Genomic DNA, 26,944 nt, shown 5'->3' on the forward strand with positions numbered 1-26,944 from the left:
CGGCCGCGTCCACGTCGCTCCCCCCTGAGGTCCTGCGCAGGCCCGGGGCGGGGCCTTGAGGGGGTGTGAACCGGAAAGTCAGGCCTCCTCGGCGACGAGGATGTCGGTGATGATGCCGTCGGCGAGCAGGCGGCCGGCGTCGGTGAGCGCAACACGGTCGCCGACGTGCCGCAGGAGGCCACGCCCGACGTCCCGGGCCACAACCCCGTGCGCCCCCGCATCAATCCAGTCGAACGGGATGCCCTCGCGCAGGCGCAGGCCGAGCATGAGCTTTTCGGTGTGGCGGTCGGCGTCGGTGAGCAGCTCCTCCCCTGCGATAGGCAGCTCGCCGGAAGCCAGGATGGAGGCGTAGCGGGCGGGGTGCTTGACGTTGTGGAAACGGCGGTTGCCCAGGTGGGAGTGGGCGCCGGGGCCGGCTCCCCACCAGTCGCCGTCGCGCCAGTAGATCTCGTTGTGGCGGCACTCGCCACCCGGCTTGGCCCAGTTGGAGACCTCGTACCAGTGGAAGCCGGCCCCTTCGAGGCGGGAGGAGATGATGTCGTAGCGGTCGGCGTAGACGTCCTCGGACGGGGCGGGAAGCTCGCCCTTGCGGACCTTGCGGGCCATGGCGGTGCCGTCCTCGACGATGAGCGAGTAGGCGGAGACGTGGTCGACGTCGGCGGAGAGGACGGCGTCGAGGGTGGCGCGGACGTCGTCGTCCGTTTCGGTGGGCGTGCCGTAGATCATGTCCAGGTTGACGTGCTCGAAGCCGGCGGCGCGGGCTTCCTTGGCGGCGTCGACGGCACGCCCGGGGGTGTGGGTGCGGTCGAGGACGCGGAGGACGGCGGGTGAGGCGGACTGCATGCCCAGGGAGACGCGGGTGAAGCCGGCCTCCAGCAGCCCGGAGAAGAACTGGGGCGAGACCGATTCCGGATTGGATTCGGTGGTGACCTCAGCACCCGGGGCGAGGCCGAAGGTATCGCGCACCATGGAAAGCACGCGCGACAAGCCGTCGGAACCGAGCAGGGAGGGGGTGCCACCACCGATGAAGACGGTGTCGGCGGGCCGGCCCTGCGGCGCGGCCAGAGCCAGCTCGCGCGCCAGGGCGTCGAGGTAGGAGGCGGGTGAGGCGGACGTGCCGAGTTCACCTGGGGTGTAGGTGTTGAAGTCGCAGTAGCCGCAACGGGTGGAACAGAAGGGAACGTGGATATAGACGCCGAACATCTACGTCACGTTAGCTGGCGGCGCCCCGCTGGGCACGTTTGGCGGAGACGCGGGCGACGATGGCGTCGATACGCGCGCGCTCGGCGAGGAACTCCGGCGTGTGGTTTCCGCGCATCGTGCGGGCGTAGGAGGGGTGGGCGTCGGCGACGGTGTGCAGCCAGCCTTCGACGGCGGCGTTGACGTGCGTGCCCACGCGCGCGTACAGGTGCGGCAGGCTGACGGCGTCGAGGTTGCCGGCGACGAGTTTGGTCTGGTCGAGGACCCAGGCGACGAGTTCTCCCAGATGCTCGACGACCAGCTCGGTGCGGGCGTCGAGCGAATCCGCCAGGCCGGAGACGTTGACCGGGGAGGTGAGGGGGAAGAGCTCATCGAGGGAGGGGGCGTCGAGAAGCTCGGGTTCGATGAGCTTGGCGCCGGCCGCCCGACTGGCGGAGAGGACTCCCGCGCGGACGCCGCTGGTGAGTGCCTGGCGTAGACCGAGGAGCTCGCCGACGATCTGCCGGGAGTCGCGGCGGGCGTCGGAGAGGATCTCACCGAACTCGGCGAGGCAGTCGTGCGTGAGCTCGCCGTCCCAGTCCCGGATGGCCTCGAGGAGGTGCTCGATGTACTCGGCGACCTCGTCACCGATGTTGTAGATCTCCTGGGTGAGCTCGCGGTGGCGCAGCTCTGCAGCGATTTTCTGCATCGTGGGCTGCCCCCTTTTCGTCGACGTTGTTGGCCTGACTCTAAGCCAGAAACGGCGACCCCGGGGGCAGACTCGCCGGAGGACTCGGTCAGCGCTTGTAGAGGTGGTCGATGGCCTCGACATAACGCTGGGTGACCACGTTGCGCTTGACCTTCATCGTCGGGGTGAGTTCGTTCTCCTCCTCGGAGAGGTCCCGGTCGAGGATGTAGAACTTCCGGATGCCTTCCGCGTGGGAGACGGTGGCGTTGACGATGTTGATGGCGTCCTGGATCTCGGCACGCAGGGCAGGGTCAGTGGCCAGGTCCTGGATGGACTTGCCCTCCGGGATGTTGTGGTTGAGCTTCCAGCGCTGCAGCGCATCCTCGTCGAGGGTGACCAGCAGGCCGATGAAGGGCTTGCCGTCGCCGACGACCATCGCCTGGGAGATCAGCGGGTGGGCCCGCAGTGAATCCTCCATCGGGCCGGGCGAGACGTTCTTGCCGCCGGCGGTGACGATGAGGTCCTTCTTGCGTCCGGTGATCACCAGGTGGCCGGTGTCGAGGAGCTCGCCGAGGTCGCCGGTGTTGTACCAGCCGTCCTCCATGGACTCCGCCGTGGCCTCGTCGTTGTTCCAGTAGCCGTCGAAGAGGATGGGGCCCTTGATCAGGATCTCACCGGCGTCGTTGATGCGGATGGTCACGCCACCCAGCGGGCGGCCGACGCTGCCGATCTTCTGGTCCTCGAAATCCACGGCGGCTGCGGCTGCGGTCTCGGTGAGCCCGTAGCCCTCGTAGATGGGGATGCCGATGCCGCGGAAGAAGTGCAGGAGGTCGTGGCTCATGGCGGAACCGCCGGTGATGCAGTACTTCACGGAGTCACCGACCGCGGCGCGGATCTTGGAGTAGACGAGCTTGTCGTAGAGCTTCCGCTTCGCGACGAGCGCCCGCGACGGGCCCTCCGGCATGTCCAGCGCGCGGGAGTACTCGATGGCCGTCTTCTCGGCCCGCTCGAAGATCTTCGCCTTCAGCGGACCAGCGTCGGCGGCCTTCCCGGCGGCAGAGTTGCGCACCTTCTCGAATACGCGCGGCACGCCGAGGATCAGGTTCGGGCGGGAGCGGGCGAATTCCACGGACAGGGTGGAGAAGTCCGACCAGTGGTTCTGGGTGGCGCCGCCGACGACCAGGGCGAGGGAGACGGCGCGGGCCAGGACATGCGCCATGGGCAGGAAGGTGAGCGCCCGGGTGCCCGGACGGGAGATCCCGCCGACCGGGGCGGTGAGGATCCCGCGGACCTCGGCCAGCCAGTTGCGGTGGGTCAGCCGGCAGCCCTTGGGCCGGCCGGTGGTGCCGGAGGTGTAGACCAGCGAGGCCAGATCATCTGTGCCGGTGTGCGCGATGCGCGCATCGATCTCCTCCGAGGGGATCTCGCGGCCCTCGAACTTGAGGGTCGCGATGGCCGAGGAGTTGATCTCCAGGACCCGGCGCAGCTGCGAGGGGGAATCCTGCAGGCCCGGGGTGCCGTCCTCCCGCAGAACAAGGTGCGAGATGAGCTCGGTGTGGTCGCGGGTCTCGGTGATGGCGAGCACCGCACCCGAGTCCTCGATGATCCACTGCATCTGCGACAGCGAGGAGGAGGGGTACACCGGGACGCTCACGGCCCCGGCGGCCCAGATGGCGAAGTCGAGGAGCGACCACTCGTAACGGGTCGCGGAGATCAGCGCCACGCGGTCACCGGCCTGCACTCCGGAGGCGAGGAGCCCCTTGGCCACGGCGTACACCTCGGCGACGAACTCCGCGGAGGTGACGTTGACCCACTCGAAATTGGCGGGGCGGGTGAACATCACGCCGTGCGGGTAGCGCCTGGCGGTGTCGAGCATGGCGGTCAGGCAGGTTTCGCCGGGGGCGATGTCGTATTCGGCCGGGGTGTGGAACTCCTGCACGGGTACTTCCTCTCGCGTCGGAAATCAGTGTTGTTCAACTCACAACGCTACCCCTGGGGTCCCACCTCGGGGGTCGGACATGGTGACCACAAGCCCCGAGTTGCAGCGAAACATCCATCAGGGTGGCAGGATGACCGGTGTGAATAACCAGGACGTGCTGAGAGAACTCGCGGACGCCCACGGCGTCGCCACGCGCTACACCGCCAGCGACGGTGAAGAGATCATCGTCACCGAGGACACCCTGCTGAAGACGCTGCGTGCCCTCGGTGTGCCGCTTTCCGACACCCCCGATACCGCCGAGCTGGAATCCGCCCTCGCCGCGCACCGCCAGGCCCAGGCCGTCCGGCCGCTGCCGCCGAGCGTCGTGGCCGTGGCGGGCGACGCCCGGACCTTCAACGTCCACGTCCACCACGGGGCGGCGGCGGAGGTGCGCATCATCCTGGAGGACGGCTCCACCTGCGGGGTCCAGCAGGAGGAGAACTGGAACCCGCCGGTCACCGTCCTAGGGCAGGAATGGGGCGAGGCGACGTTCCGCCTCCCCGCGGATCTTCCGCTGGGCTGGCACACCATCGAGCTGGTGTCCGGTGACTCCCGCCACGAGTGCGCCCTGATCATCACCCCGGCGCGCCTGTCCACCACCGACGTGTACGTCAACGAGCCGACCACCGGCGTGATGGCCCAGATGTACTCGGTGCGTTCGGAGAACTCCTGGGGCATCGGCGACTTCCACGACATGGGCCTGCTCGCCGAGGTCCTGGCCAAGGAGGCCGGGGCGGACTTCCTGCTGGTCAACCCGATGCACGCCGCCGAGCCTTTCCCGCCGGCCGAGGACTCGCCCTACCTGCCGACCACCCGCCGCTTCATCAACCCCATCTACCTGCGCATCGAGGACGTCCCGGAGCTGTCCCAGCTGAGCGAGGAGACGCGTGCCGACGTCCTCGAGCTCGGCGAGGAACTCCACGAGCTCAACCGCTCCGGCGAGCTCATCGAACGTAACCCCGTCTACCAGGCGAAGCTCGACGTCCTCCACGAGATGCACGCCCGCGGCCGCACGCCGGAGCGGGAGGCGGAGTTCCGTGCCTACATCGAGCGCGAGGGCCAGGGCCTGGTCGACTTCGCGTCCTGGTGCGCCCAGCGGGAGATCGAGCAGATCCATGCCCCGCGTGCCCACGCGATCGTGCCGCCCGTGGGTGAGCTGATCAACTTCTACATGTGGCTGCAGTTCCTCTGCGACGAGCAGCTCGCCGCTGCGCAGGCCCGCGCCAAGGCCGCCGGCATGAAGATCGGCATCATGGCCGATCTGGCCGTGGGCGTCCACCCCGGTGGCGCCGACGCCCACAACCTCGAGCCCTGGCTCGCCCCCGACGTGTCGGTGGGCGCCCCGCCGGACAACTACAACCAGCACGGCCAGGACTGGTCCCAGCCGCCGTGGCACCCGGAGCGCCTGGCCGAGGCCGGTTACCGTCCGTGGCGCAACCTGCTCTCGACGGTGCTGCGCCACTCGGGCGGCATCCGTGTCGACCACGTCCTGGGCCTGTTCCGCCTGTTCGTCATGCCGCGCATGCAGCACCCGAGCACCGGTACCTACATCCGCTTCGATCATGAGGCACTGGTGGGCATCCTGGCGCTGGAGGCCGAGCGCGCCGGGGCGGTCGTCGTGGGCGAGGACCTGGGCACCTTCGAGTCGTGGGTCCAGGACGTCCTGGCGGACAAGGGCGTCATGGGCACCTCCATCCTGTGGTTCGAGGGCTCCCCCACCGTCGAGGGCCCGCGCCTGCAGCACGAGTACCGTCAGCTGGCGCTGACCTCCGTGACCACGCATGACCTGCCTCCCACGGCGGCACTGCTGGCCGGCGAGCACATCACGCTCCGTGACCGCCTGGGGCTGTTCACCCGCGACGTCGCCGAGGAGCACGCCGAGGACCTCGACTGGCAGGCCGAGGTTCTCGACCGTGTCCGGGAGACCGGCTGCTTCGAGGGCACCGAACTGGCCGAGACCAGCTTCGAGGGTCTGGAGCGTGCGGAGCGGGGGGACATCCACACACTCATGGAGGGCATCCACCGCTTCATCGCCCACACCCCCTCGGCGCTGAACTGCATCTCACTGGTGGACATGGTCGGTGACGTCCGTGCCCAGAATCAGCCCGGCACCACCCGTGACCAGTACCCCAACTGGTGCATCCCCCTGTGCGACGGCGACGGCGCCCCCGTCCTCATCGAGGACCTCGCCGGGGTGGACCTGTTCCACCGCATCGCGGAGGCCTCCCGGCGCGGCTAGATCAGGCTGATCAGCCAGGCGATGAGCACGATGGCGAGCAGGATCCACAGCGACTGGGTGACCCGCGACTGGGGGTACTTGCGCTTGGCCTTGGGCAGCTTCTGGTCCTGCTTGCGCAGTTCCTCGGGGTTCGCCATGGTGGCAGCACCTTCCTGGTTGCGGTGAATCGACAATTAGGCAGTCACCTTAGTCGTCCGTGCGCTCGGGAGCGGCGGTGGCCTGCCAGGCGCGCTCTCCGGCGAGGAAGACTGCGTCGACAAGCCGGACCAGGGCGACGGCGGCGATGGTGGCCAACGGGACTGCGATGACCATCACCAACGGCACCTGCAGCCACAGGGGCGCGGAGAGTATGGCGTCCATGGGCCCTCAATCTACCCCAGCGACACGCCCGCGAGTCCACGGCGGCGCAGCAGCGGGGTGACGTCCTTGTCGCGGCCGCGCAGGGTGCGGAAGGCGTCGCCGTAGTCCACGGAGGCGCCGCGGGAGAGGATGTGCTCGCGGAACTTCGCGCCGGCGGCACGCAGGTCCGGCTGCTGCGAGAACCAGTCGAAGCCGTCGGCGTCGAGGGCCTCGGCCCACAGGTAGGAGTAGTAGCCGGCGGAGTAGCCGCCGCCGAAGATGTGGTTGAAGTAGGTCGACCGGTAGCGGGGGGCGAGCTCGTCGACCAGCAGGCCGGCCTCCTCGAGTGCCTCCTGTTCGAACCTGCCTATGGACACCGCGTCCTCCCCCACCCGCGCCGCCTGCTCCGGCGTGAGCGAGTGCCAGGCCAGGTCGATGATCGCGGCCGCCAGGTACTCGGAGGTGGCGAAGCCCTGGCCGAACTGGCGGGCGGCGGTGACGGACTCGAGGAGGGCGGCGGGGATAGTCTCGCCGGTGTCGACGTGGCGGGCGTAGTTGCGGACGATCTCCGGTTCGAAGGCCCAGTTCTCGTTGATCTGGGAGGGGAACTCCACCCAGTCGCGGGGGACGTTGGTGCCGGCCAGCGTGGGGTAGCGGACGTTCGAGAGCAGGCCGTGGAGGGCGTGGCCGAATTCGTGGAACAGGGTGGTCACCTGGTCGATGGTGAGCAGCGGCTGGGAGCCGTCGACGGGGTGGGTGATGCTCATGACGTTGACCACCACCGGGCGGGTGCCCAGCAGCTGCGACTGGCGGACGAAGGAGCTCATCCACGCCCCGCCCCGCTTGGCGGGACGTGCCCGGTAGTCGGTGAGCAGCAGGCCCAGGCCCTCACCGTCAGCGTCCGTGACCTCCCAGACACGCACGCCCTCGGCGTAGCCGGCGAGGTCCTCGCGCGGGGTGACGGTGATGCCGTAGAGGAGGTGGGCGGAGTGGAAGACGCCGTCGACGAGCACGCGCTCGAGCGGGAAGTACTTCGACAGCTCCTCCTCGTCCAGGGAGTAGTCGCGCTCGCGGACCTTGGCCTGCCAGTAGGGCCAGTCGGCGGCGGCGAGGTCCTCGTCGGCGAGTTCCCCGGCGAGCTTGCGCTCGGCGTCGGCGTTGGCGGCGGCGGCCGGTGCGAGGTCGAAGAGCAGCGTACGGGCGGCCTCGGCGGTGCCTGCGGTCTCCTCGGCGATGACGTAGTCGGCGTGGGTGTCATAGCCGAGGAGACGGGCGCGCTCGGCACGCAGGCGGACCTGTTCCAGCAGGTTGGCCCGGTTGGAGTCCACGCCACGGCGTTGGGACGCCTCGTAGAGCGCGGCCCGCGCCTCCGGCGAGGACAGGACGAGCTGATCGGACTGGACGGTGGGCAGCTCGATGGGGATCAGCCAGCCCTCCTTGCCGGCCTCCTCGGCGGCGGCCTTCGCGGAGGCGATGCGGGACCCGGACAGGCCGGCGAGCTGGGCGGGGTCGCTGAAAAGCACCGCGAGCTCCCTGGTGTCCGCGAGCAGGCTGCGCCCGAACTGTTCCGAGAGGGTGCTCAGGCGCTGGTTGATCTCCGCCAGGCGGGCCTTGTCGGCGGCGTCCAGGCCGGCGCCGCGACGCGTGAAACGACGGAGCAGCAGCTCGTGGAGGCGGGCGGACTCGGCGTCGTCGGGCACGGGGGTGTCGATGAGCCGCTGGTAGAGGGCCTCATCCTGGTAGATCGCATCCGAATGCGCGGACAGGCGCGGCACGATCTCCGAGATGGCGGCGTCCATCTCCTCGTCAGAGTCGGTGCCCTGCAGGTTGAACAGCCAGGCGGTGACGCGGTCGAGGGTCGCGCCGGAGGACTCCAGCGCCTCCACCGTGTCGGCCCACGTGGGGGCCTCCGGGTTGGCGGTGATGGCGGCGATCTCGGCGCGCTGTTCCGCCAGCGCGGCGTCAAAGGCCGCCACGGCGTGCTCGAGGCGGATCGCCCGGAAGTCGGGCAGCTGGTACGGCAGGGTCGAGGGGGCGAGCAACGGGTTTGAAGTCATGCCATTCGATGGTAGTAGCGTGAGGTGCATGACCGACCAAGAGCGTGTGACCGTCACCTGCGCCGCAGGCAGGATCACCGGCGTGAGCGACGGGGAGATCGTCCGTTTCCACTCGATCCCCTACTCCGTCATCCCCGGCCCGTTCGAGGACGCGCGGCGCATCCCCCGCGACCTCCGGGAGCTTGTCGACGCCACCGTTCACCGCCCCGAGCGCATCGCCCTGTCGATCGTCGCGCCGGCCGATGCAAAGGCGCTCAGTGATCTTCCCGTGGTGGTGTACATCCACGGCGGACGCTTCGAGCACGGCACCCACGGCGACCGCCGGGCCGACGGCGCGCCGAATGCGCGCGAGGGCATCATCACCGTGCACATCGGCTACCGGGTGAAACTCGAGGGCTTCGCCCGGTTCCACGACGACGAACCGAACCATTTCCGCGGCATCGACGACTGCCAGCTCGGCCTGGAGTGGGTGCAGCACAACATCGAGGCCTTCGGCGGCGACCCCACCAACGTCACCCTGGTCGGCCAGTCCGCCGGCGCCACCGCCGCGCTGTGGCTCGCCCGCCGGGACCACTACCGTGGCGCTTTCCGACGCATCCTCGCCATGTCGCCGTGTTTCCCCCGCGAGAGCTTCGAGAAGCGCAGGGGATCCCTCCGCATGGCGCTGGGCAAGCCGGTGACCCGCGCATCGCTGACCCGGCTGGCGGAGGAGAAGCCGGCGGTTCTGCAGCGTGCCTACAACCGGTTCCGCGCCGTCCAGGGCCTGGACATGGCGCTCGGCCCCGCCGGTTTCGACGGCTCCGAACTGGCCGACCTGCCGATTCTGCTCACCTCCACCCGCGACGAGCACTACGACATGCCCATCGGCCGCGCCATCGACGCGAAGGGCCTGGGGCCGACGATGGTCCGGCTCCTGGCCCGACGCATGGGGGTACGCGGATCGGTCACCGAGTACCTGCGTTCCGCTCTGGCGCTGGACCCGGACCGACCCATGGGCCGACTCATCGGCGATTCCGCGAACCGACGCTGGGTGTCCCAGGCCGCCGACGAGGCGCCGGGACCGGTGTGGGTGGCCGAATTCATCGCCGATTCCCGCCCCGCCCTGCACTGCGAGGAGATTCCGCAGATCTTCGGCCTGGACCCCGCCATGCAAACGGGTGCAATCCGCGCCCTGTTTGTGGACTTCGTCCGCGGGGGCACCCCCGACTGGAAAAGGTACAGCGCGACCACGGGAAGACATGCCACAATACTGAACATCGCAACCAATGGCGTAACATTGGCTACAGATACGCTGAAAATGGTCCGGGAGGCATTCAGCCCAGCTAGGTGAAAGGCCTGATCAATGGAGATATCAGAGGGGAAACCCTCCACCGGAACAGCCGGTCCGGTGGATAGGCCGCCGGACCCCGCCAACCTCTCCCGGGTCATCTCCACTCCCGTTCCGGGTGGCGTCCACGTCCTCATGACCACAGGCACCCCTGACGATGATTCCCTGTACCAGTACTTTCTCGACGACGCCGGCCATCACCCCCTCGACGACCTCGCCGGAAAATTCGGGGCGGCCCTCACCCGCGGTGAAACGCTCGGCGCCGGCCTTTTCCGGGGCGGGATCCCGCCCGACCTGACATGTCGGGCGACAACCCACACCGACCACCACATCGACATGGTCCTCGTCGACGGGGACGGCGCCGAGAAATTCATGCTCACCAGCTACCGCCGCGCCTGGCCCACGGACACCTCCGAACTGGAGATGCTCAGCGACCTCATCGGACCCCACGCCCCCGAACTCGTCGGGCGCATCGAGGTGGAGGTCCACGGGCACCGCTACACCCTGGGTACCATCCGCCGGATCCCCACCGGCATCACGGGCCACGACATGTCCGCCAGCCGCATCAGGGCCCAGTACTTCTCCCACGAAGACTCACTGGCGGTGGGGCGGACCATCCGCTACGTCCATGATTCCCTCCTCATGGCATTCCCCTACAGGTGGGTGCCCGCCCAGGCCATCGGCCGGCGTCTGGAGGAGCGCCTGGCCGGTTTCGTCTCCCGCGAGCCCGCCCTGGCAGAACATGCCCCCTGGATCCGCGACAGTTACCGCAGCCTCACCGGCGAGATGCTCATCCAACGGATCCACGGCAACCTCACGGCCAAACACATCTGGTTGGAGGACGGCCGCTGTGTCGTCGGCGGTTGGGAGGGCGACGTCCGGCTCCCCCGCCGGGAACGCATCCCCATGGGATCCCCGTTCCATGATCTGGCCACCCTGCAGAGCACCACCTTCTCGGCCTGTGGTTACGACGTCCCCTGGTTGAAGAAGGTCATGACATCCTTCTTCGAGGGCTACGGAGAGCCCATGCTCACGCTCCCCATGAGCCTTTTCATCCTGGACACCACCTGCTGGGACGCCGCCACCCCCGGCCACAGGGACGGGAACCTCGGGGAGTTCCTCGCCTGGTTCCGGGAGAACATCGTGCCTGTCTTCGACCAGATGGAACCCTCGGTGTTCCATCGCCCGGCCTAGCGGCCGGTGTTGGACGGGGTGAGCTACCTGCCCAGGATCGCGTCCCGCAGACGCTGATCCGCCAGCTCCTCCACCAGCCAGGGGCTGAACGCGAAGGGAGCGGCGTCAACGGCCGCGATCACCGACGCCGGATCCGCCCACGCCAGGGAATCAATCTCCTCGACCACAGGATCCGCCTGCTCGCCGCTCTTGAGTCGGGCGACGAAGACGGGGCAGAACTCGTTCTCCACGATGCCGCTGGAATCGACCGCGCGGTAACGGAACTCCGGCAGCACCGTGACGATGTCACCGACAGCCCCCTCCGCGAAACCAAGTTCCTCGACGCTCCGCCGGACAATCGCCTCTTCGCGGCTCTCCCCCGGGCCGGGGTGTCCGCAGAAGCTGTTCGTCCAGACACCGGGCCAGGTCTTCTTGCTCAGCGCCCGACGGGTCAGCAGCAGACGACCATCATCGTCGAGCAGATAACACGAGAAGGCGAAGTGCAGCGGGGTGTCCCGGGTATGGACCGTGGCTTTCGGCGCGGTACCGATGGCCTGCCCCCGCTCGTCTGCCAGGACCACCAGTTCAACGTCGTCATTCATGCCCCAACCCTACCCAGAACCCACGGCACTCCACTACCCGGCTTTCACCGAGGTCAACCGCGGGCCCAGGCCCCGATCACACCGGGCACCACCGGCGGCCGCTCACCGAGCAGCGCCGCCACGTTGTCGTCCTCCTCCACCGACGACGTCACATTCCTGACCTTCGCCGACTTCGACTGGCCCTGCCCCATCATGGGCGCACCCATCATCGGCATCATCCCGCGGCCGGACTGCACGCCCGTGCTTCTCGACGCCGCCCCCGTCCCCGCAGCCACCGAGGTTCCGCCAGCCACCGGAGTGCCGGCCGGTACAGGTGTTCCCGCCGACATCCGCGTTGCGACGCCCGCCCCGGACCCCGCACCCGCCGACGTTCCGGTGAGTGATGTGCCCGGAGTCCCGGCTGAGAGTCGCGATACCGCACCCGACCCGCCTGCCCCTCCGACACCCATGCCCCCAACGCGCCCCGGGCGGGCAGCACCCACGGCCCCGACGCCACCCGGCACGCCGGCCGACGGCATACCTCCTCCGAACGACACCGGACCACGGCCTGCCCCGGCGGCCGTCGTGACGGCATTGCCCACATTCCCCAACCCACCCATCGGCCCCAGCCCACCGACGACCGGACCGCTGCCTACCGGACCGCTGCCGAGGGTGGGTGCTCCACCCGCGCCGAAGGACGGTGCCCCCATCGAACCGACCGGTGAGGGCGCAGGCAAGGTTCCCGTCGAGGCCGTCGTCGTACCCAGGTCCCCGGCCTGCACGAATTCTCCGCCGTTCACCCCGGCCAGACCATCGACGCCGGACTGCACCGTCCCGAAGTCCCCCGCACCCATCGCCTGCTGCATCGACGTGACCGCCTCCAGCGCTGCCCCGGCCGGCCGGTGACCGCTGGCATCATGCTTCGACCCCTTCCCCGCCACGTCGTTCATACCCAGGGCAATGTCGCCACCACCATCGGCGGTCGGGTCCATCACCATGAGATTGCGGATCGGCGGGATACCCGTGGCCACCGAGGGCATGTACATAGCGGGGAAGGACTGCAGGAAAGACTGCTCGGCGGCCGTCCTCTGCACCGGGTCCACGATCGCGGCCAGTGCGGCACGGGTGAAGTTCACCTTCAGCGCACCGTCCTGCTTGATCGCCGAGAGCCGTTCCACCGAGGAACCCATGATCTGAGAGTTCTGCGCGAAGGTCTCCCCCGCCCGAGCCACCTGGGCAATCTTGTCGATCGCCGCCTCAATCACCTCTCCCCGGTTGCTCCCCGACAGGTCCTGCGCCACCGCATCCAGACTCTGAGCGATTGCCGCGGTCTCCGCGGACAACGAATGCCACAACCTCGACGCCGCGACGCACTCCGCGATCCTGGTCGCCGAGAAATCCGCCGACAACTGTTCGATCGACAACGCCGGCACCACCATGGGCGGCATGAAACTGAAGTTCTCGAAGCGAGGGTGCGGCCGCGCCGGGAAGCTCACCGCGTCCGCACCGACAGCACCACCCTCATCAGCAATGTCCATGCCCCGCGCCACAAACGCGTTCTGCCCTGTCAGCGCCTGGTAGCTGGCAGCCAGCGCCCCGCTCAGCCACTCGACCTGTTCCACGTATGAAGTCAGCACCGTAATCGCTGACCCGGCTCCCCCATTGATGACGCCTCCGTGGCCCCCGCCGAGCTGGTCAAGGCCAGAGACTCCAGAAAAGCTGCCGTTCAGCGTCCCCTGGCTCGCTTCGCTGGCAGCCTCTCGGGCTTGGGAACCGATGGCCTCCAGTCTTTTGACGCCCCCGAGAATTGAGTCATGATCGATCAACATCTCCATTGTTTTCCCCCCAGTGATGGTAGATACTTTCTAGTTTTTCGATGCTGAGCGCACAGAGCACATCACGCCCCTGCGTCGATGAGATTTCGGTGAATTGAACGATGAACCGACCACGATTGGTGTGTACTGCCGCACTGCATTCATCCGGCACCCCGGACCCCATGTGATGGAGATACACACCCGGAAGGGTTGAATCGGCGGTTGGCGAAAGAAGCAAACCTCTTTCCTCGATACGACTGAGCGGTACCCTGTCTCCGGTCAGGGAGTAGAAACCTTGCGACGAAGTGTGGAGCGGGTAGAAGGAGCAACGAACCGACCGATCTCCGTCATACGCAGGGTCTCGGACAGGTTCCCCCAAACCCGCGGCCGCACGAACGTCTGCGGGGATCTCGGTGCACGGGTTGAACACCTCGAAGTCGCCCTCGGGATCGAAGTCCCCCAGCTCGAGGGGCTGGGCCACGGGTTCGGCGGTGACCGGGGACGGCGGGGCGTCGATAAGCGGGGCGTCCGGTGAGCAGGCGGTGAGCGTCAACGCCGCGAGGACGATGGACAGGAGTCGGCGGGCGGGCATGGGGTCCCCTCGGGTGGTGGTCGAGGGTGCGGGGAATTTCCGCACCCGACACACTTAGACTCCGAATAGTGCCCGCCGGTTCCCTGGCTCCGGAAAGTTTCCGGGGAGGGGGTCAGAAGTTGAGGTTTCCCTCGAAAATCACGTTGCCCACCTGTAGTTTCGCGTCCCACAGGTTGCCCGGGCTGACCTCGAACGCGTACCGGAGGTTGGTGGAGGCGCCGGCGCCGAGCGGAAGGTCGAGGCCGAGGGGCAGGATGGCGTCCTCGTTGGTGATGGGGGTGGCCTCGACCATGGTGCCACCACCCGAGTTGTAGGTCAGTGTCGGCTGGGGAATGTCGGCTGGCGAGAGGGGTTCGTCGTTGAGGTTGTGCACCAGAACGGTCACCACGCTGCCGCTGATCTGTCCGGACCGGACTCCCTGATAGGTCCAGTCGACGTTGAGCCCGGGATCGGTGGTTGCGCCGCGGAGTCGCTCGGCGACCTTGGGCTCAACCTGACGTGCCTGCGCCACAGGGGTTTCCGAGGCCGTGACCTCGAGCGACTCCTCTGCGCCCCCATCGCCACCGCTGCCACCACAAGCGGTGACCAGCAGTGCAGTGGCGAGAATTACAATGGCGCTGATGCCTGGGCGGTGTCGTCTCACGGTGCCTCCGTTTCGTTCCGGCCTAGGATGTTCAGGGGAAGCGTCCCCGACTGCCCATCAGTCTAACCAGCGCCTGAGTCCACGCGCGTGTATCCAGGCATGTCGGCGCGAATACATTTCACATCGGCCGGCGGCCGGCCGGACAACGGCCGCCCGCCGGCCGGACAACGATAGAAGACGGAAAGTCCCACACATTGAACTCACTCGCCCGTATCCTCCGGAGCGCCTCCGCCCTGTGGCCTTTCTACCTCGGGGTGGTGCTCATCTCCACGGTGGCGGCTGCCCTCGGGTTGGTGTCCCCGTTCATCCTGCGTGAGGCCACCAACACGATCGTGTCCACGCTGCAGGGTGACACCACCGTCACCGAGGTGACCACCACTCTGCTGCTGCTGGCCGTCGGCCTGCTGGTCTCCGACCTGGCGAACACCGCCATGAACAACATCGGCGGCTACATCGGTGACGTCATGGCCATGCGGATGCGGCAGATCCTGTCGACCCGCTACTACGCGAAACTCCTGGCGCTGCCGCAGAGGTACTTCGACAATCAGGTCACCGGCACGGTCATCGCCCGCCTGGACCGCTCGATCACCTCGATCACGCAGTTCCTGCAGTCCTTCTCCAACAGCTTCTTCCCCATGCTCATCCAGGTGGTCGCCGTCCTCGTCATCACCGCCTGGTACTACTGGCCGCTGACGATCCTGCTCGCCATGCTCTTCCCCCTCTACATGTGGCTGACCACGCTGACCTCCAAGCGCTGGCAGAAGCTGGAGGGCCAGAAGAACGAGCAGATCGACCAGGCCAACGGCCGTTTCGCCGAGGTCATCGGCCAGGTGAAGGTGGTCAAGTCCTTCGTCTCCGAGGTCCGCGAGCTCGACAGCTTCGGAACCCGTTACGGCAGGACCGTGGAGATCACCCGCCCGCAGTCCCGCTGGTGGCACACCATGGACACCGCCCGCGGCGCGGCGCTGAACGTCATCTTCTTCGGCATCTACCTGGTGCTGTTCTTCCGCACGATCAACGGTCACTTCACGCTCGGCGACATGGTCATGCTCATCCAGCTGGTGAACATGGCCAAGCAGCCGGTGTTCATGATGAGCTGGATCGTCGACGCCGCCCAGCGGGCCGTCGCAGGTTCGAAGGACTACTTCAAGGTGATGGAGGAGGAGTTCGAGCCGACCGCCAACACCCAGCTCATCGCCGCCACCGAAGCCTCCGGCGTCCCGGAGCTCGATCCGGCGCCGACCGCTCCGCTCACCCCGATCGCAGGCGCGCCGGTCATCGAGTTCGACGACGTCTCCTTCTCCTACCTCCCCGGCGAGCCGGTAATCCGGGACGTCAGCTTCCGGGCGGACGAGGGCGAGACCGTGGCGCTCGTCGGCGAATCCGGCGGCGGCAAGTCCACCCTGGTCAACCTGCTGCTCGGTCTGTACCGAGTCTCCGACGGCAACCTGCGGGTGTGCGGCCGCGACGTCTCCGACCTCTCGGCCGCCGAGCTGCGTGCCAGCGTGGGTGTGGTGTTCCAGGAGGCGTCGCTGTTCTCCGGCACCATCCGCGAGAACATCGCCTACGGCCGCCCCGACGCCACCGACGAGGAGGTCTTCGAGGTCGCCCGGCGCGCCAACGCGCACGACTTCATCACCCGCTTCCCCGCCGGCTACGACACCGTCATCGGCGAGCGCGGCCTGCGCCTGTCGGGTGGCCAGAAGCAGCGCGTCGCCGTTGCGCGCGCGATGCTCAAGGACGCACCGATCCTGCTTCTCGACGAAGCCACCTCCGCCCTCGACACCAAGTCCGAGCGTGCCGTCCAGGCCGGCCTGGACGAACTGATGAAGAACCGCACGACGGTGATCATCGCGCACCGCCTGTCGACGATCGCGGGCGTCGACAAGATCATCACCCTGCGCGAAGGCGTGGTCGACGAGATCGGCTCCCCCGACCAGCTCGCCTCCTCCGGCGGCATCTACGCCGAGCTCCTCCAGCTCACCGCCTCGTCCTCGGCCGCAGACCGGGCGCGTCTGAAGAAGTACGGCCTCGTGGTCGACGGTGCCGAGGAGCACGAGGAATCCGAACAGTACTAACGTGGTGGCATGCAGTTCCCCACCCTTGAGCAGCTCAAAGACCGCCGCACCCGCAAATGGACCGTCTACGGCGAGGACGTCCTCCCCCTGTGGATCGCGGAGAGTGACTTCTTCACCTGCACGCCCGTGAAGCAGGCGATCATGGACGCCATCGACCGGGAGTCCTTCGGCTACACCCCCGCCACCTCGGACCTGCCCGAGGCGCTGGCCGACTTCTACCAGGAACGCTACGGCTGGCGGCCCGACCCCGCAATGGTGGTCGCGGTCCCGGATGTCGTCCGTGGCCTGGCGCTGGCCATCGAGTACATGACCCGCCCCGACTCCGCGGTGATTGTCCCGGTGCCCGCGTACCCGCCCTTCCTCGAGCTGCCGGAGACCGTGCGTCGTGAGCTCGTGCCCGTCGACGCCTACGGCGGCATCGATCTCGGGGACGTGGAGAAGGCCTTCGCCGGGGGCGCCGGATCCATCGTCCTGTGCTCGCCCAACAACCCCCTGGGGTACACGCTGTCCCGCGAGTTCCTGGTCGAGCTGTGCGATCTCGCCGAGCGTTACGACGCCCGCGTCCTCGTCGACGAGATCCACGCCCCGCTCGTCTTCGACGGCCAGCACGTCGTCGCAGCCGGAGTCAGTGACGTCGCCGCCCGGGTGTGCGTCACCGTCACCGCCACCTCCAAGGCCTGGAACATCGCCGGCCTGAAGTGCGCGCAGATGTTCTTCACCAACCCCGCTGACCTGGCCGTCTGGAACACGATGACCGGCGTGGCCAAGGACGGCGTCTCCACGATCGGCATCTGGGCTGCGATCGCCTGCTACCGCGAGGGCGGGGACTTCCTCGACGAGCAGATCAACTACCTGCGTGCCAACCGCGACTGGCTAGTCGCCGAGCTGCCCAGGCGCGTACCCGGCCTCACGGTGAGCAATCCGGAGGCCACCTACCTGATGTGGCTGGACTTCTCCGGAACCGCCATCGGGCAGCTCGAGCGCCCCGCAATCTGGCTCCGCGAGAACGCCCGGGTCGCCTTCAACGACGGTCTCCACTTCGGCCCCGGCGGGCTGCACCACGCCCGGCTGAACTTCGGCACCTCCCGGGAGATCCTCGAGGAGGCCTGCGAACGCCTGGAGAAGGCCTTCGCCGGGCTGGAAGCCTAGGGAGCTTCCCCACCTCGGGCAGGGCGTCGTATCTTGTGACATTTTCCGTCGGCATTTCCCGCACGAACTGGGCTTTTATGTGGGTGCCAGTCAGGAAATACGATGCCCCGGACCGGTGTCCTCCGCTCCCGTCTCCCCCGACCGCCCTGCGGCGCTCCGGCCAATTCCCTACCCTGGGATCCATGACCGATGACCGACACGACGATCCGACCATCGACGCCCCGCGTGGCGAAGGAGTCTCCGATTCGACGACCGGCCCCCAGGGCCCCGGCCTGTCCATGGGCCCACTGGGCGTCGGCCCCGAACCGGAGCCCCTGCACTACGAGCCGGCTGACCTGCCGATCGAACGGCCGCCGACCAATGCCGAGGGCTACATCCTCGAACACGAGGCCACGGAGTACCCCACCCCGACCCCGGCCCCCGGCGAAGCACCCTGGGAGCGCCCCGAACCCGAGTGGTACAAGACGGCCGTCTTCTACGAGGTCCTCGTGCGCGCCTTCTACGACGCAGAAGGCCACGGATCCGGCTCCTTCCGCGGCCTGACGGAGAAGCTCGACTATCTGGAATGGCTGGGCATCAGCTGCATCTGGCTGCCCCCGTTCTACGATTCACCGCTGAAGGACGGCGGCTACGACATCCGGAACTTCCGCGAGGTGCTGCCGGAATTCGGCACCGTCGAGGACTTCGTCGAGCTCATGGACCAGGCCCACAAACGGGGCATCCGCGTCATCTCGGACCTGGTGATGAACCACACCTCCGATCAGCACATATGGTTCCAGGAATCCCGCCGTGACCCGGAGGGCCCCTACGGCAACTTCTACGTCTGGAGTGACGACGACACCCGGTACTCCGAGGCACGCGTCATCTTCATCGACACCGAGGAGTCCAACTGGACGTGGGATCCGGTGCGCAAGCAGTACTTCTGGCACCGCTTCTTCAGCCACCAGCCCGACCTCAACTACGACCACCCGCCGGTGCGCGCCGCGATGCTGGACGCCATGCGTTTCTGGCTTGATCTCGGCCTGGACGGCTTCCGCCTGGACGCCGTCCCCTACCTCTACGAGCGGGAGGGCACGAACTGCGAGAACCTGCAGGAGACGCACGAGTTCCTCAAGCAGGTCCGCGGCGTCATCGAGGACGAGTACCCGGGCCGCGTGCTGCTGGCGGAGGCGAACCAGCTCCCCGAGGACGTGGTCGAGTACTTCGGCGAGTCGGAGGTGGGCGACGAATGCCACATGGCCTTCCACTTCCCGGTCATGCCGCGCATCTTCATGAGTGTGCACAAGCAGTCGCGCACGCCGATCTCGGAGATCCTGGCGGACACCCCGGAGATCCCGAAGTCCGCGCAGTGGGGCATCTTCCTGCGCAACCATGACGAGCTCACACTCGAGATGGTGACGGACGAGGAACGCGCGTACATGTACAAGCACTTCGCCCGGGATCCGCGGATGCGGGCGAACGTGGGCATCCGTCGTCGCCTGGCCCCGCTGGTCGGCAGCGACCGGAACAAGCTGGAGCTGGTGCACGGGCTGCTGCTCTCGATGCCGGGGTCGCCGGTGCTCTACTACGGCGATGAGATCGGCATGGGCGACAACATCTGGCTCTACGACCGGGACGGTGTGCGCACCCCCATGCAGTGGTCCAACGACCGTAACGGCGGCTTCTCCCGGGCGGATCCCGAGCGTCTGTACCTGCCGGCGATCCAGAATGACCAGTACGGGTACCAGACCATCAACGTCGAGAACCAGATGAACCGGGACAACTCCCTGCTTCAGTGGATCCGCAGCCAGATCCATATTCGCCAGCAGTACAAGGCGTTCGGCCTGGGTACCTACCGGGAGGTGGATTCGCAGAACGAGACCGTGCTGACGTTCCTGCGCGAGTACAAGGACGAAACCATCCTGTGTGTGAACAACCTGTCGGATCGTCCGCAGGCGGTGTCGCTGGATCTCTCGGAGTTCGCCGGCGTGATCCCCCGCGAGCTCTCGGGTGGCGAGCGCTTCCCGGAGATCGGCACAAACCCGTGGGTGGTCATGCTCGCCCCGCACGCCTACTTCTGGTTCGACATCTCCGAGGAGTGATCATGGATCTGGCACGCATGCTGTCGCAGGCGCGTTTCTACGGCGCGAAATCGGAACCCATCGATGACGTGGAGATCATCCGGGAGGTTCCGCTTCCCGACGCCGCCCGCCTCCTCATCCTCCGCGTCGCCCACGGCGGCAGGCACTCGCTGTACCAGGTGCTTGTCGACGCCGCCGGCCACGACGTCCTCGCCACCTCCCCGGAGTTGTACCTCCAGGCGGTGGAGGGGGGCGTCGGCAGGCGACACGGCGAGAACCTGCCCACCGGTGTCGCGAAGGCCATCGAGGGTGAGCAGTCCAACACCTCGCTCATCGTCGGTGACCGCATGCTCAAGGTGTTCCGCCACCTGGAGGCCGGGCTGAACCCGGACGTGGAGCTGCTCTCCCGGATTCCCGACTGCCCGAACGTCGCCCCGGTGCGCGGCTGGGTGACCGCGGAGATCGACGGCACCGACCACACCCTGGCCATGGTGCAGGACTTCGTCCCCGAGGCCGACGACGGCTGGCGCTTCGCGCTCGGTTTCTCCACCCTCGACGCCTCCTTCGCCGCAGAGGCATCCCTGCTGGGCGAGGCGACCCGTGCCGTCCATGAGGCGCTGGCGGGGGCGCTGCCGACGGAGGGAGTGGGCGCTGACGAGCTGGGGGCCCGGCTCACGCAGCAGCTCGATGATCTGGTCGGACGCGCCCCCGTGCTGGCGGACTTCGCCGATGACGCCCGGGCCGTGTACGCGGCGTTGGCCGGCGAGGACATCCACGTCCAGCGCATCCACGGTGATCTGCATCTGGGCCAGGTGCTGCGCACGCCGGACAGTTACGTGCTCATCGATTTCGAGGGCGAGCCCGCCCGTCCCCTCGCCGAACGCAGGCTCCCCGACTCGCCGCTTCGCGACGTCGCCGGCATCATCCGGTCCCTCGACTACGCCGCGCACTTCCCCGCCCACTCCGGCGGGGCGGGGCCCGAGGACCCGGCGGCCTGGGTCCAGTCCGCCACCGACGCCTTCCTCGAGGGCTACGGGGTCGGGCCCGGCCCGCTGTTGGACGCGTACGTGCTGGACAAGGCCCTCTATGAAGTCGTCTACGAGTCCGACAACCGACCCGACTGGGTGGACATCCCGCTGGCGGCGGTGCGCCGTATCCTCGAACGCCAATAGTAAGATCTTCCGTAGGGTGGTGGTGACAGACGACCCCAACCGGAAGGTGACCTGACCTTGAGTGCCCCGAAGATCCCGCTCTCCCTCATCGATTTCTGCCACATCTACCCGGGCGAAACCGCACGGGTGTCCATGGCCCGTTCCGTGGCGCTGGCGCAGCGGGCTGAGGAGCTCGGGTACTCGCGCATCTGGTACTCCGAGCACCACAACATGAAGCACATCGCCTCCTCCGCCCCGGCGGTGCTCATCGCCCACATCGGCGCGAAAACCGAGAAGATCCGACTGGGTTCCGGTGGCGTCATGCTGCCGAACCACTCCCCCTATGTGGTGGCGGAGCAGTTCGGCACGCTCGCGGAGCTCTACCCCGACCGCATCGACCTGGGTCTCGGCCGTGCGCCCGGCACAGACATGAACACGTTGGGCAGGGCGCTGCGTCGCGACGCCAACGCCGCCGACCATTTCCCGCAGGACGTCATGGAACTCGAGGGCTACCTGGCCGGCCGCTCCCGCATCCCGGGTGTGGACGCCATCCCCGGTGTCGGCACCAACGTCCCCCTCTACATCCTGGGCTCCTCCCTGTACGGCGCGAGCCTGGCCGCCCAGCTTGGTCTGCCCTACTCCTTCGCCTCGCACTTCGCGCCCACCCACCTGGAGCAGGCCGTGGCGACCTACCGGGAGAACTTCCAGCCTTCCGAGAAGCTTGCCGAGCCCTATGTCATCGCCGCCGTCAACGTCACGGCCTCCGACACCCAGGAGGACGCCGTGCGTCAGCTCGAGGGTGTCTACCGCGAACGCATCCGGTCCATGGCCGGACGCGGCAGGTTCCTCACCGAGGACCAGCTCGACGAGATCGTCCAGTCCCACCACGGGCGCCAGATCATCGACATGCTGCGCTACACCGCCGTGGGCACCCGTGACCAGGTCCGGGACTACCTGACCGAGTTCACCGAGACGGCCCAGGCCGACGAGCTGATGATCTCCCTGCAGGCCACCTCCGAGCCGGAGGCGATGCGCGGCATGGACATCCTCGCCGAGGCATGGGAGCTGGACCCCGAACACACGGCGGGCGCACCGGGGGCCTGAGACGTGATCGCGCAGTGACGTAGCGCCCCGGAACGGCGGCCGAATCATGCTGCTTCTTTGTTGTCGTCGGGTGGTTGTGTGCGTCGGCGGATCCGCGCCCCCGCGGCATCATCCGCCGCCTGGGTGGTGTTGAACCGCAACGGCTGCCCCGGGCCCGCGCGTCTGCCGACCCTCCCGGTGACCGGGCACCGGTCGAGATACCCCCTGTTGCCGGCCCCGGTACGCGAATCATCGTTGTCCCCGTGATGCGGTGGGCACACCAGGGTGAGGTTGTTCAGATCGGTGACCCCACCCTTGGTCCAGGGTGTGAGGTGGTGGGCGTCGTTGTGGATCGCGGCGGTGGTGCAGTCCGGGCAGCCGCAGACCCCCTGGGCGGCGAACAGGGCGATCTTCTGGAACATACTCGCTGTCCGGTGCCCGCGTCCCAGGGCCAGGGGTTGACCATCATGGTCGTGCAGGACCATGACGTCGAACTTCGCGGCCCCCAGGCGCAGCAGATCCACCGGGGTCAGCCGGTGGCCGGTGTTGGTGGGAAACGTCGACGAGGCCGACATGTTCTCCAGGTCGTCGGCGGTGACCGACAGCAGGATCGAGCCGACCCCGGAGCGGGTGACCGCCTGCGAGGTCGCGAGGTGTCTGTTGAGGATGACCGCCAGCTGGTCGACGCGGCGTTGCGCCCGGGTGCGGGTGTCGGCGGTGTCGGGGTCGTCGAGGCCTGCGCCGGGGCGCAGCCCGGGGGCCAGGGCCGCGATGAGCATCGCGGCATCCGCGGCCGGTAGCCGGCCGCGGATGGTGCAGCTGCCGTCCGCATCGGGTTCCCCGATGTGCAGGCTGCGGCGGCGGTAGCCGGCGAGCGGGTCGGGGGTGGCGTGTCGGTTGGCCAGGTGGACCTGTCGGCGCAGCCAGTCGCGCAGGTCCTCCGGGGTGCGGCGGGCGGATTCCTCGAGTGCCTGATGGTGGAGGGTGGCACGGCCCGGGTCGGCGGTATCGGCCAGCTCGGTGAGTTCCCGGTCGATGATGCGCAGGATCTCGGCGGACGTGTCGGCGGCTTTACGCCTTGAGGCCTCCTGTTGTTGACGTTCCCGTTCGGCGCGCTCCGCCTCGGCCTTCTCCCGGGTGCGGCGTTGTTCCTCGGATTCGGTGTCCTCGGGTTCGGGTTCCGGGGGTGGCGGCGGTGGGCTGTAGAGGCTTGCCCCGGTCCGCAGGCGGGCCAGGGCCTCCCGCCGGGAGATCCCGAGGGTGGTGGTGAGGTAGTCGACCACGTTGGTGGAGCCGACGAGCCGGCCGGCGGTGTGGTGATCGGCCAGCCACGCGAAGGCGGCGTCGATCCGTGCCTTGGCGGCGAGGACCTGCTCGAGGTCCTTCATCCCGGCTGCAACGTCGTCGAAGACCACGGTGGAGGGGTCGGCCAGGACGTCGGAGAGGGTGGCCATGCCGGTGGTGATGTGGGTGACCGCATGGTCGACGCGTTGCTGTACCGTCATGACTCCCCCTCGTTCATATGTTCGAGCATATCGCCCCCGCGCGGCACCGTCAACCCTTTTTCCGAACATGTTTGCCATGCGTCGCGGCGGCGCCGACAAGCATCGAACCCCCTCGCTTCCACCGCTGAAACCGGAGGATTACACAGTGCCGAGCTTGTCGACGCCCACCCGGGGCGCTCTCCGCAGGATCAGGTCGACGAGTTCGATCGGCTGGGGATCGCCGCCGTCCGGGAAGCGAACCGTGTACGGGGCGACGGCCCGCATGTCTTCCGGGAAGCGCTGAGTGACGTGCCCGGGCAGCAGGACCAGGAAGGTACCGCGGCCGGGCAGGGTGTAGAGCTGGAGTTGTGTGAGCTGGTCGAGCGGGAAGCGGATGCCGGTGGGCAGGATGGTGACGTGGTCGTCGATGAGCAGGAGCGGCCGGGAACGGCGCCACAGCACGATGACCAGCATGATCAGCGCGATGAGCATCCCTGCGGCCGGGGCAGTGGCCGCCACGAGGTAGAGCGTCGACCAGGTCGGGGCGTCCTGGGTGGTGGCGGAGATGAGCAGGCCGACGAGGATCGGCGCCATCACCAGGAGGAACACGACGCCGACGACCACGGCCCGGCTGGTGGCCAGGTGGCGGGCTGAGGACCGCAGTCTGATGGTGTCCATGATGGAGGTGATGTTACCCGGGGCCGAGCAGCACGGTGACCGCGACAAGCACCGGGAAGGACACCAGCGTGGACACCACTCCGGTGTCGCGGGCGAGTCGCTCATTGGTGCGGAAACGCAGGGCATAGGTGAGTACGTTCTGCGCGGTCGGCAGCGCCCCGAGCACCACCAGTGTGAACAGCGCGTGGCCGCTCAGTCCGAAGACATGGAAGGCCAGCAGCCCGGCGATGATCGGGTGCACCACGTTCTTCAGCAGCACCACCAGGGCCACATCACCGGTGAGTGAGACTGTCGAGCCGACCAGGGACATGCCGAACACCATCAGCGCCAGCGGCACCGAGGCGCCGGCCAGCAGCGCGACCGGCTGGCCGACGAACACCGGCACCGGGACCCGCAGAAACCCGATGAGCAGCCCGGCGATCGCGGCCAGCAGCATCGGGTTACGGAAGGCCAGGAGCACGTTGCGCAGCAGGTTCGACTGCTTCGAGGCGTGAAGCATGTCCAGCGTGGTCAGGGTGACGGGCGCGTAGAAGGCGACCTGGAAGAGGATGACGGGGATGACGGCGGCGGCGTCGTCGAGAATGTAGACGGCCAGCGGCACACCCAGGTTGCCGGCGTTGGCGTAGGAGGACGCCAACATGCCGATGAGACTGTCCGGGGAGTTCGAACCGCGCAGGCGCAGCAGCAGGAAACCCAGGAAGCCCGCGACAAGGGCTGATAACGCGATGACCAGGAAGTTCGCGGAGAATATCTCCCGGGGGTCGGTGTCCAGGAGGATGTCGAACAGGAGCGCCGGCGTGGCCACCAGGTACACCATGTTGGCCAGGGCGCGGCGGGCCCCGGGGCCGAGGGCGTCCGTACGGCCGAGGACGTACCCCACCGCGATGACGACCACGACCACGCCGAATCCGGTGAGTACCTCAATCACGAGAGGTCATCGTAGCCGACTATGGGGTGACGACCATGCGCGTCGCCGGTGAGGAGGACCGGAAGGCTGCGGGAAGCTCGCTCAGCGTGATCGGCTCGCCGAGGATCTCCTTCCAACGCAACTGCTCCCACTCCGCGGCGAGGAAGGCGACGGCCTGCTCCAGGTGACGCGGTTCAAAGTTGTGCACGCCCGTCACCGTGCGCCAACCCCGCACGAGCCATTCCGGATCCAGGTCCACCGCAGGCACCGGGGCGACCGTGCCGGCGAAGACGGCTGTACCACCTGTATCGAGCGACCGGAGGCAGGCGCTCGCGCCTTCCGAGACCCCCGAGAACTCCAGGGCGACGTCGACCGTCAGGCATGCGCCCGGTGCGCTCAGCTCATCCGCGATTCCGGCGACCTGATTCAGATTCGCCGGGTTGGGGTCGCAGGCGATGATGTGCCGCGCTCCCCTGCTCCGGGCGGCGGCGACCGCGATCATTCCGAGCATGCCGATTCCGTTGACCAGGACCGTGCGGTCCCGGAGATCTCCGGCACGCTCCAGCACGGCCATCACTGTCGCGACGGCGCAGCCTGCCGTGGAGGCCACGGCATCGGGGATCCCCTCCGGAACGACGGTGACCGACTGCCCCGCCAGAACATGGAGGTGGGTGGCGTAGGTGCCGGACAGCTGCCAGTCCCCCTCGAAGGATTCATGTCCGGCCTTTCGCACGCTCTCGCATTTGGCGGTCAGGCCGCGCCGGCAGTGTCGGCACCGCCCGCACGACACGGTCACCGCGAACACCACCCGCTCGCCCACGTCCACGCCGGGGCGACGACTGGCGACGACCTCGCCCACGCCCTCGTGCCCGAGGATCGACGGGCATGCGCCGGGACGCCGCCCGGAGACCGTGTGCCGGTCGGAACCGCAGATGGTGGCCGCACGCAGCTCAACCAGCAGTTCTCCGGGGGCCGGATCCGGGAGCTCAACCTCGATGCTGCGGAAGGAGCCGCCGCCCTCCCACAACTGGGCGCGGGCCGTGGTGCTCGGGGTCATCAGTTCAGTTCCTCCAGCAGACCGGGGAGTTCCGCCGAGGAGGCCAGGACGTGATCCGCGTCGAGTTCGCCGAACTCCTCCTCGGTGAGGTGCCCGGTCAGGACGCCGACGGAGCGCACTCCCGCCCGCTGCGCGGAGATGACGTCCGCCCGGGTGTCCCCGAGGCTGATCACCTCATCCGGGTCGGTGACGTCCAGCTCGGCCATGACCTTCCGGATGAGGTAGGGCTCCGGCCGTCCGGACTCGACCTCGTCACCGGCGGCGGTGGTGTCGAGGAGATCGCCCACGGACCATCCCATCGAACCGAGGATGAGGTCGACGGTCTCCCGGTTGAACCCGGTGGTCAGGGCGACCCGGATGTCCCGGGCGCGCAGTTCGCGCAGCATGTCCTCGACACCGTCGATCGGCACGGGCGGGTTCTCGGTGTAGGTGCGGCGCAGTTCCGCACGGAACCACTCCCAGGTCTCCTCCACGAGCTCCTCGGTGGCCTGAATACCGCCGAGCTCGAGCAGGTTGCGGATGGCCCACTTCTTCTCGGTTCCCATCCACTCCTGGAACTGCTCGTCGGTGTAGCGGGCGCCGGTGCGCTCGGTGGCCTCACGCAGGACCCGGTAGACCTCATCCCGGTCGTTGATGGTGGTGCCGGCCATGTCGAAGATGGCGAGTGAAATCATGGTGTACTCCTTG

Annotated in this window: 23 protein-coding genes; 8 read left to right on the forward strand and 15 right to left on the reverse strand. The window is 68.0% G+C overall.

The window, feature by feature from the left end; all coding sequences use genetic code 11:
- Positions 1–78: 78 nt before the first annotated feature.
- From hemW to CETAM_RS09735, 3 genes are all read right to left on the reverse strand, one after another.
- Positions 79–1,203, reverse strand: coding sequence for a radical SAM family heme chaperone HemW (gene hemW, locus CETAM_RS09725; protein ID WP_156228672.1), 1,125 nt, complete (start codon positions 1,201–1,203; stop codon positions 79–81).
- A gap of 10 nt (positions 1,204–1,213) precedes the next feature.
- Positions 1,214–1,888, reverse strand: coding sequence for a hypothetical protein (locus tag CETAM_RS09730; protein ID WP_156228673.1), 675 nt, complete (start codon positions 1,886–1,888; stop codon positions 1,214–1,216).
- An 88-nt stretch (positions 1,889–1,976) separates the two neighbouring features.
- On the reverse strand, positions 1,977–3,806 hold the full coding sequence (locus CETAM_RS09735) for an AMP-dependent synthetase/ligase (protein ID WP_231587446.1): 1,830 nt from the start codon (positions 3,804–3,806) through the stop codon (positions 1,977–1,979).
- A gap of 139 nt (positions 3,807–3,945) precedes the next feature.
- Between CETAM_RS09735 and malQ the strand changes: the two genes are divergently transcribed.
- Positions 3,946–6,084, forward strand: a complete 2,139-nt coding sequence (malQ, locus tag CETAM_RS09740) for a 4-alpha-glucanotransferase (RefSeq protein WP_197085850.1) — start codon at positions 3,946–3,948, stop codon at positions 6,082–6,084.
- On the opposite strand, the gene CETAM_RS09745 is transcribed toward malQ, so the two are convergent.
- From CETAM_RS09745 to CETAM_RS09755, 3 genes are read right to left on the reverse strand one after another with little or no spacing between them, the layout of a single operon-like run.
- Positions 6,081–6,221 (reverse strand): hypothetical protein, encoded by a 141-nt coding sequence (locus CETAM_RS09745; protein ID WP_156228675.1) that lies wholly within the window; start codon positions 6,219–6,221, stop codon positions 6,081–6,083. The genes malQ and CETAM_RS09745 overlap by 4 nt on opposite strands.
- Before the next feature lie 49 nt (positions 6,222–6,270).
- Positions 6,271–6,444 (reverse strand): hypothetical protein, encoded by a 174-nt coding sequence (locus CETAM_RS09750; protein ID WP_156228676.1) that lies wholly within the window; start codon positions 6,442–6,444, stop codon positions 6,271–6,273.
- A gap of 11 nt (positions 6,445–6,455) precedes the next feature.
- On the reverse strand, positions 6,456–8,510 hold the full coding sequence (locus CETAM_RS09755) for a M3 family metallopeptidase (protein ID WP_197085720.1): 2,055 nt from the start codon (positions 8,508–8,510) through the stop codon (positions 6,456–6,458).
- Here CETAM_RS09755 and CETAM_RS09760 point away from each other — a divergent pair.
- Positions 8,509–9,810 (forward strand): carboxylesterase family protein, encoded by a 1,302-nt coding sequence (locus CETAM_RS09760; protein WP_156228678.1) that lies wholly within the window; start codon positions 8,509–8,511, stop codon positions 9,808–9,810. The genes CETAM_RS09755 and CETAM_RS09760 overlap by 2 nt on opposite strands.
- Before the next feature lie 57 nt (positions 9,811–9,867).
- Positions 9,868–11,001 carry a hypothetical protein gene (locus CETAM_RS09765; protein WP_156228679.1) on the forward strand — a complete coding sequence of 378 codons (1,134 nt, stop codon included), beginning with the start codon at positions 9,868–9,870 and terminating at the stop codon, positions 10,999–11,001.
- Positions 11,002–11,024: 23 nt separating this feature from the next.
- Here CETAM_RS09765 and idi read toward each other — a convergent pair whose 3' ends face one another.
- The 4 genes from idi to CETAM_RS09785 all read right to left on the reverse strand — a co-directional run bounded on the left by idi (position 11,025) and on the right by CETAM_RS09785 (position 14,610).
- A complete protein-coding gene (gene idi / locus CETAM_RS09770) occupies positions 11,025–11,582 on the reverse strand; it encodes an isopentenyl-diphosphate Delta-isomerase (protein ID WP_156228680.1) in 558 nt (185 codons plus the stop codon).
- Between the two features lie 53 nt (positions 11,583–11,635).
- On the reverse strand, positions 11,636–13,183 hold the full coding sequence (locus CETAM_RS09775; RefSeq protein WP_156228681.1) for a hypothetical protein: 1,548 nt from the start codon (positions 13,181–13,183) through the stop codon (positions 11,636–11,638).
- A gap of 190 nt (positions 13,184–13,373) precedes the next feature.
- On the reverse strand, positions 13,374–13,967 hold the full coding sequence (locus CETAM_RS09780) for a DUF3558 domain-containing protein (protein ID WP_156228682.1): 594 nt from the start codon (positions 13,965–13,967) through the stop codon (positions 13,374–13,376).
- Between the two features lie 112 nt (positions 13,968–14,079).
- Entirely contained in the window at positions 14,080–14,610 is a 531-nt protein-coding gene (locus CETAM_RS09785) for a hypothetical protein (protein ID WP_156228683.1), read from the reverse strand.
- Between the two features lie 194 nt (positions 14,611–14,804).
- Between CETAM_RS09785 and CETAM_RS09790 the strand changes: the two genes are divergently transcribed.
- The 5 genes from CETAM_RS09790 to CETAM_RS09810 all read left to right on the forward strand — a co-directional run bounded on the left by CETAM_RS09790 (position 14,805) and on the right by CETAM_RS09810 (position 22,152).
- Entirely contained in the window at positions 14,805–16,688 is a 1,884-nt protein-coding gene (locus CETAM_RS09790; RefSeq protein ID WP_156228684.1) for an ABC transporter ATP-binding protein, read from the forward strand.
- Between the two features lie 9 nt (positions 16,689–16,697).
- A complete protein-coding gene (locus tag CETAM_RS09795; protein WP_156228685.1) occupies positions 16,698–17,837 on the forward strand; it encodes a MalY/PatB family protein in 1,140 nt (379 codons plus the stop codon).
- 182 nt (positions 17,838–18,019) lie between these two features.
- The gene (treS, locus tag CETAM_RS09800) at positions 18,020–19,918 is read left to right on the forward strand and encodes a maltose alpha-D-glucosyltransferase (protein WP_231587448.1); all 1,899 of its coding nucleotides are present in this window, start codon (positions 18,020–18,022) and stop codon (positions 19,916–19,918) included.
- Positions 19,919–19,920: 2 nt separating this feature from the next.
- Positions 19,921–21,069, forward strand: a complete 1,149-nt coding sequence (locus CETAM_RS09805; RefSeq protein WP_156228686.1) for a maltokinase N-terminal cap-like domain-containing protein — start codon at positions 19,921–19,923, stop codon at positions 21,067–21,069.
- A 57-nt stretch (positions 21,070–21,126) separates the two neighbouring features.
- Complete coding sequence (locus CETAM_RS09810; protein ID WP_197085721.1) at positions 21,127–22,152, forward strand: LLM class flavin-dependent oxidoreductase; 1,026 nt, start codon at positions 21,127–21,129, stop codon at positions 22,150–22,152.
- Positions 22,153–22,196: 44 nt separating this feature from the next.
- Here CETAM_RS09810 and CETAM_RS09815 read toward each other — a convergent pair whose 3' ends face one another.
- The 5 genes from CETAM_RS09815 to CETAM_RS09835 all read right to left on the reverse strand — a co-directional run bounded on the left by CETAM_RS09815 (position 22,197) and on the right by CETAM_RS09835 (position 26,931).
- Positions 22,197–23,636, reverse strand: coding sequence for an HNH endonuclease signature motif containing protein (locus CETAM_RS09815; RefSeq protein ID WP_197085722.1), 1,440 nt, complete (start codon positions 23,634–23,636; stop codon positions 22,197–22,199).
- 138 nt (positions 23,637–23,774) lie between these two features.
- A complete protein-coding gene (locus CETAM_RS09820) occupies positions 23,775–24,293 on the reverse strand; it encodes a hypothetical protein (RefSeq protein WP_156228688.1) in 519 nt (172 codons plus the stop codon).
- 13 nt (positions 24,294–24,306) lie between these two features.
- Complete coding sequence (locus CETAM_RS09825; RefSeq protein ID WP_156228689.1) at positions 24,307–25,221, reverse strand: AEC family transporter; 915 nt, start codon at positions 25,219–25,221, stop codon at positions 24,307–24,309.
- A 19-nt stretch (positions 25,222–25,240) separates the two neighbouring features.
- Positions 25,241–26,257: a zinc-binding dehydrogenase gene (locus tag CETAM_RS09830; RefSeq protein WP_156228690.1), complete on the reverse strand. Its 1,017-nt coding sequence runs from the start codon at positions 26,255–26,257 to the stop codon at positions 25,241–25,243.
- A complete protein-coding gene (locus CETAM_RS09835; protein WP_156228691.1) occupies positions 26,257–26,931 on the reverse strand; it encodes a phosphonatase-like hydrolase in 675 nt (224 codons plus the stop codon). The genes CETAM_RS09830 and CETAM_RS09835 overlap by 1 nt, the downstream gene beginning before the upstream one ends.
- Positions 26,932–26,944 lie beyond the last annotated feature (13 nt).

The organism is Corynebacterium comes, assembly GCF_009734405.1.
GTDB lineage: Bacteria > Actinomycetota > Actinomycetes > Mycobacteriales > Mycobacteriaceae > Corynebacterium > Corynebacterium comes.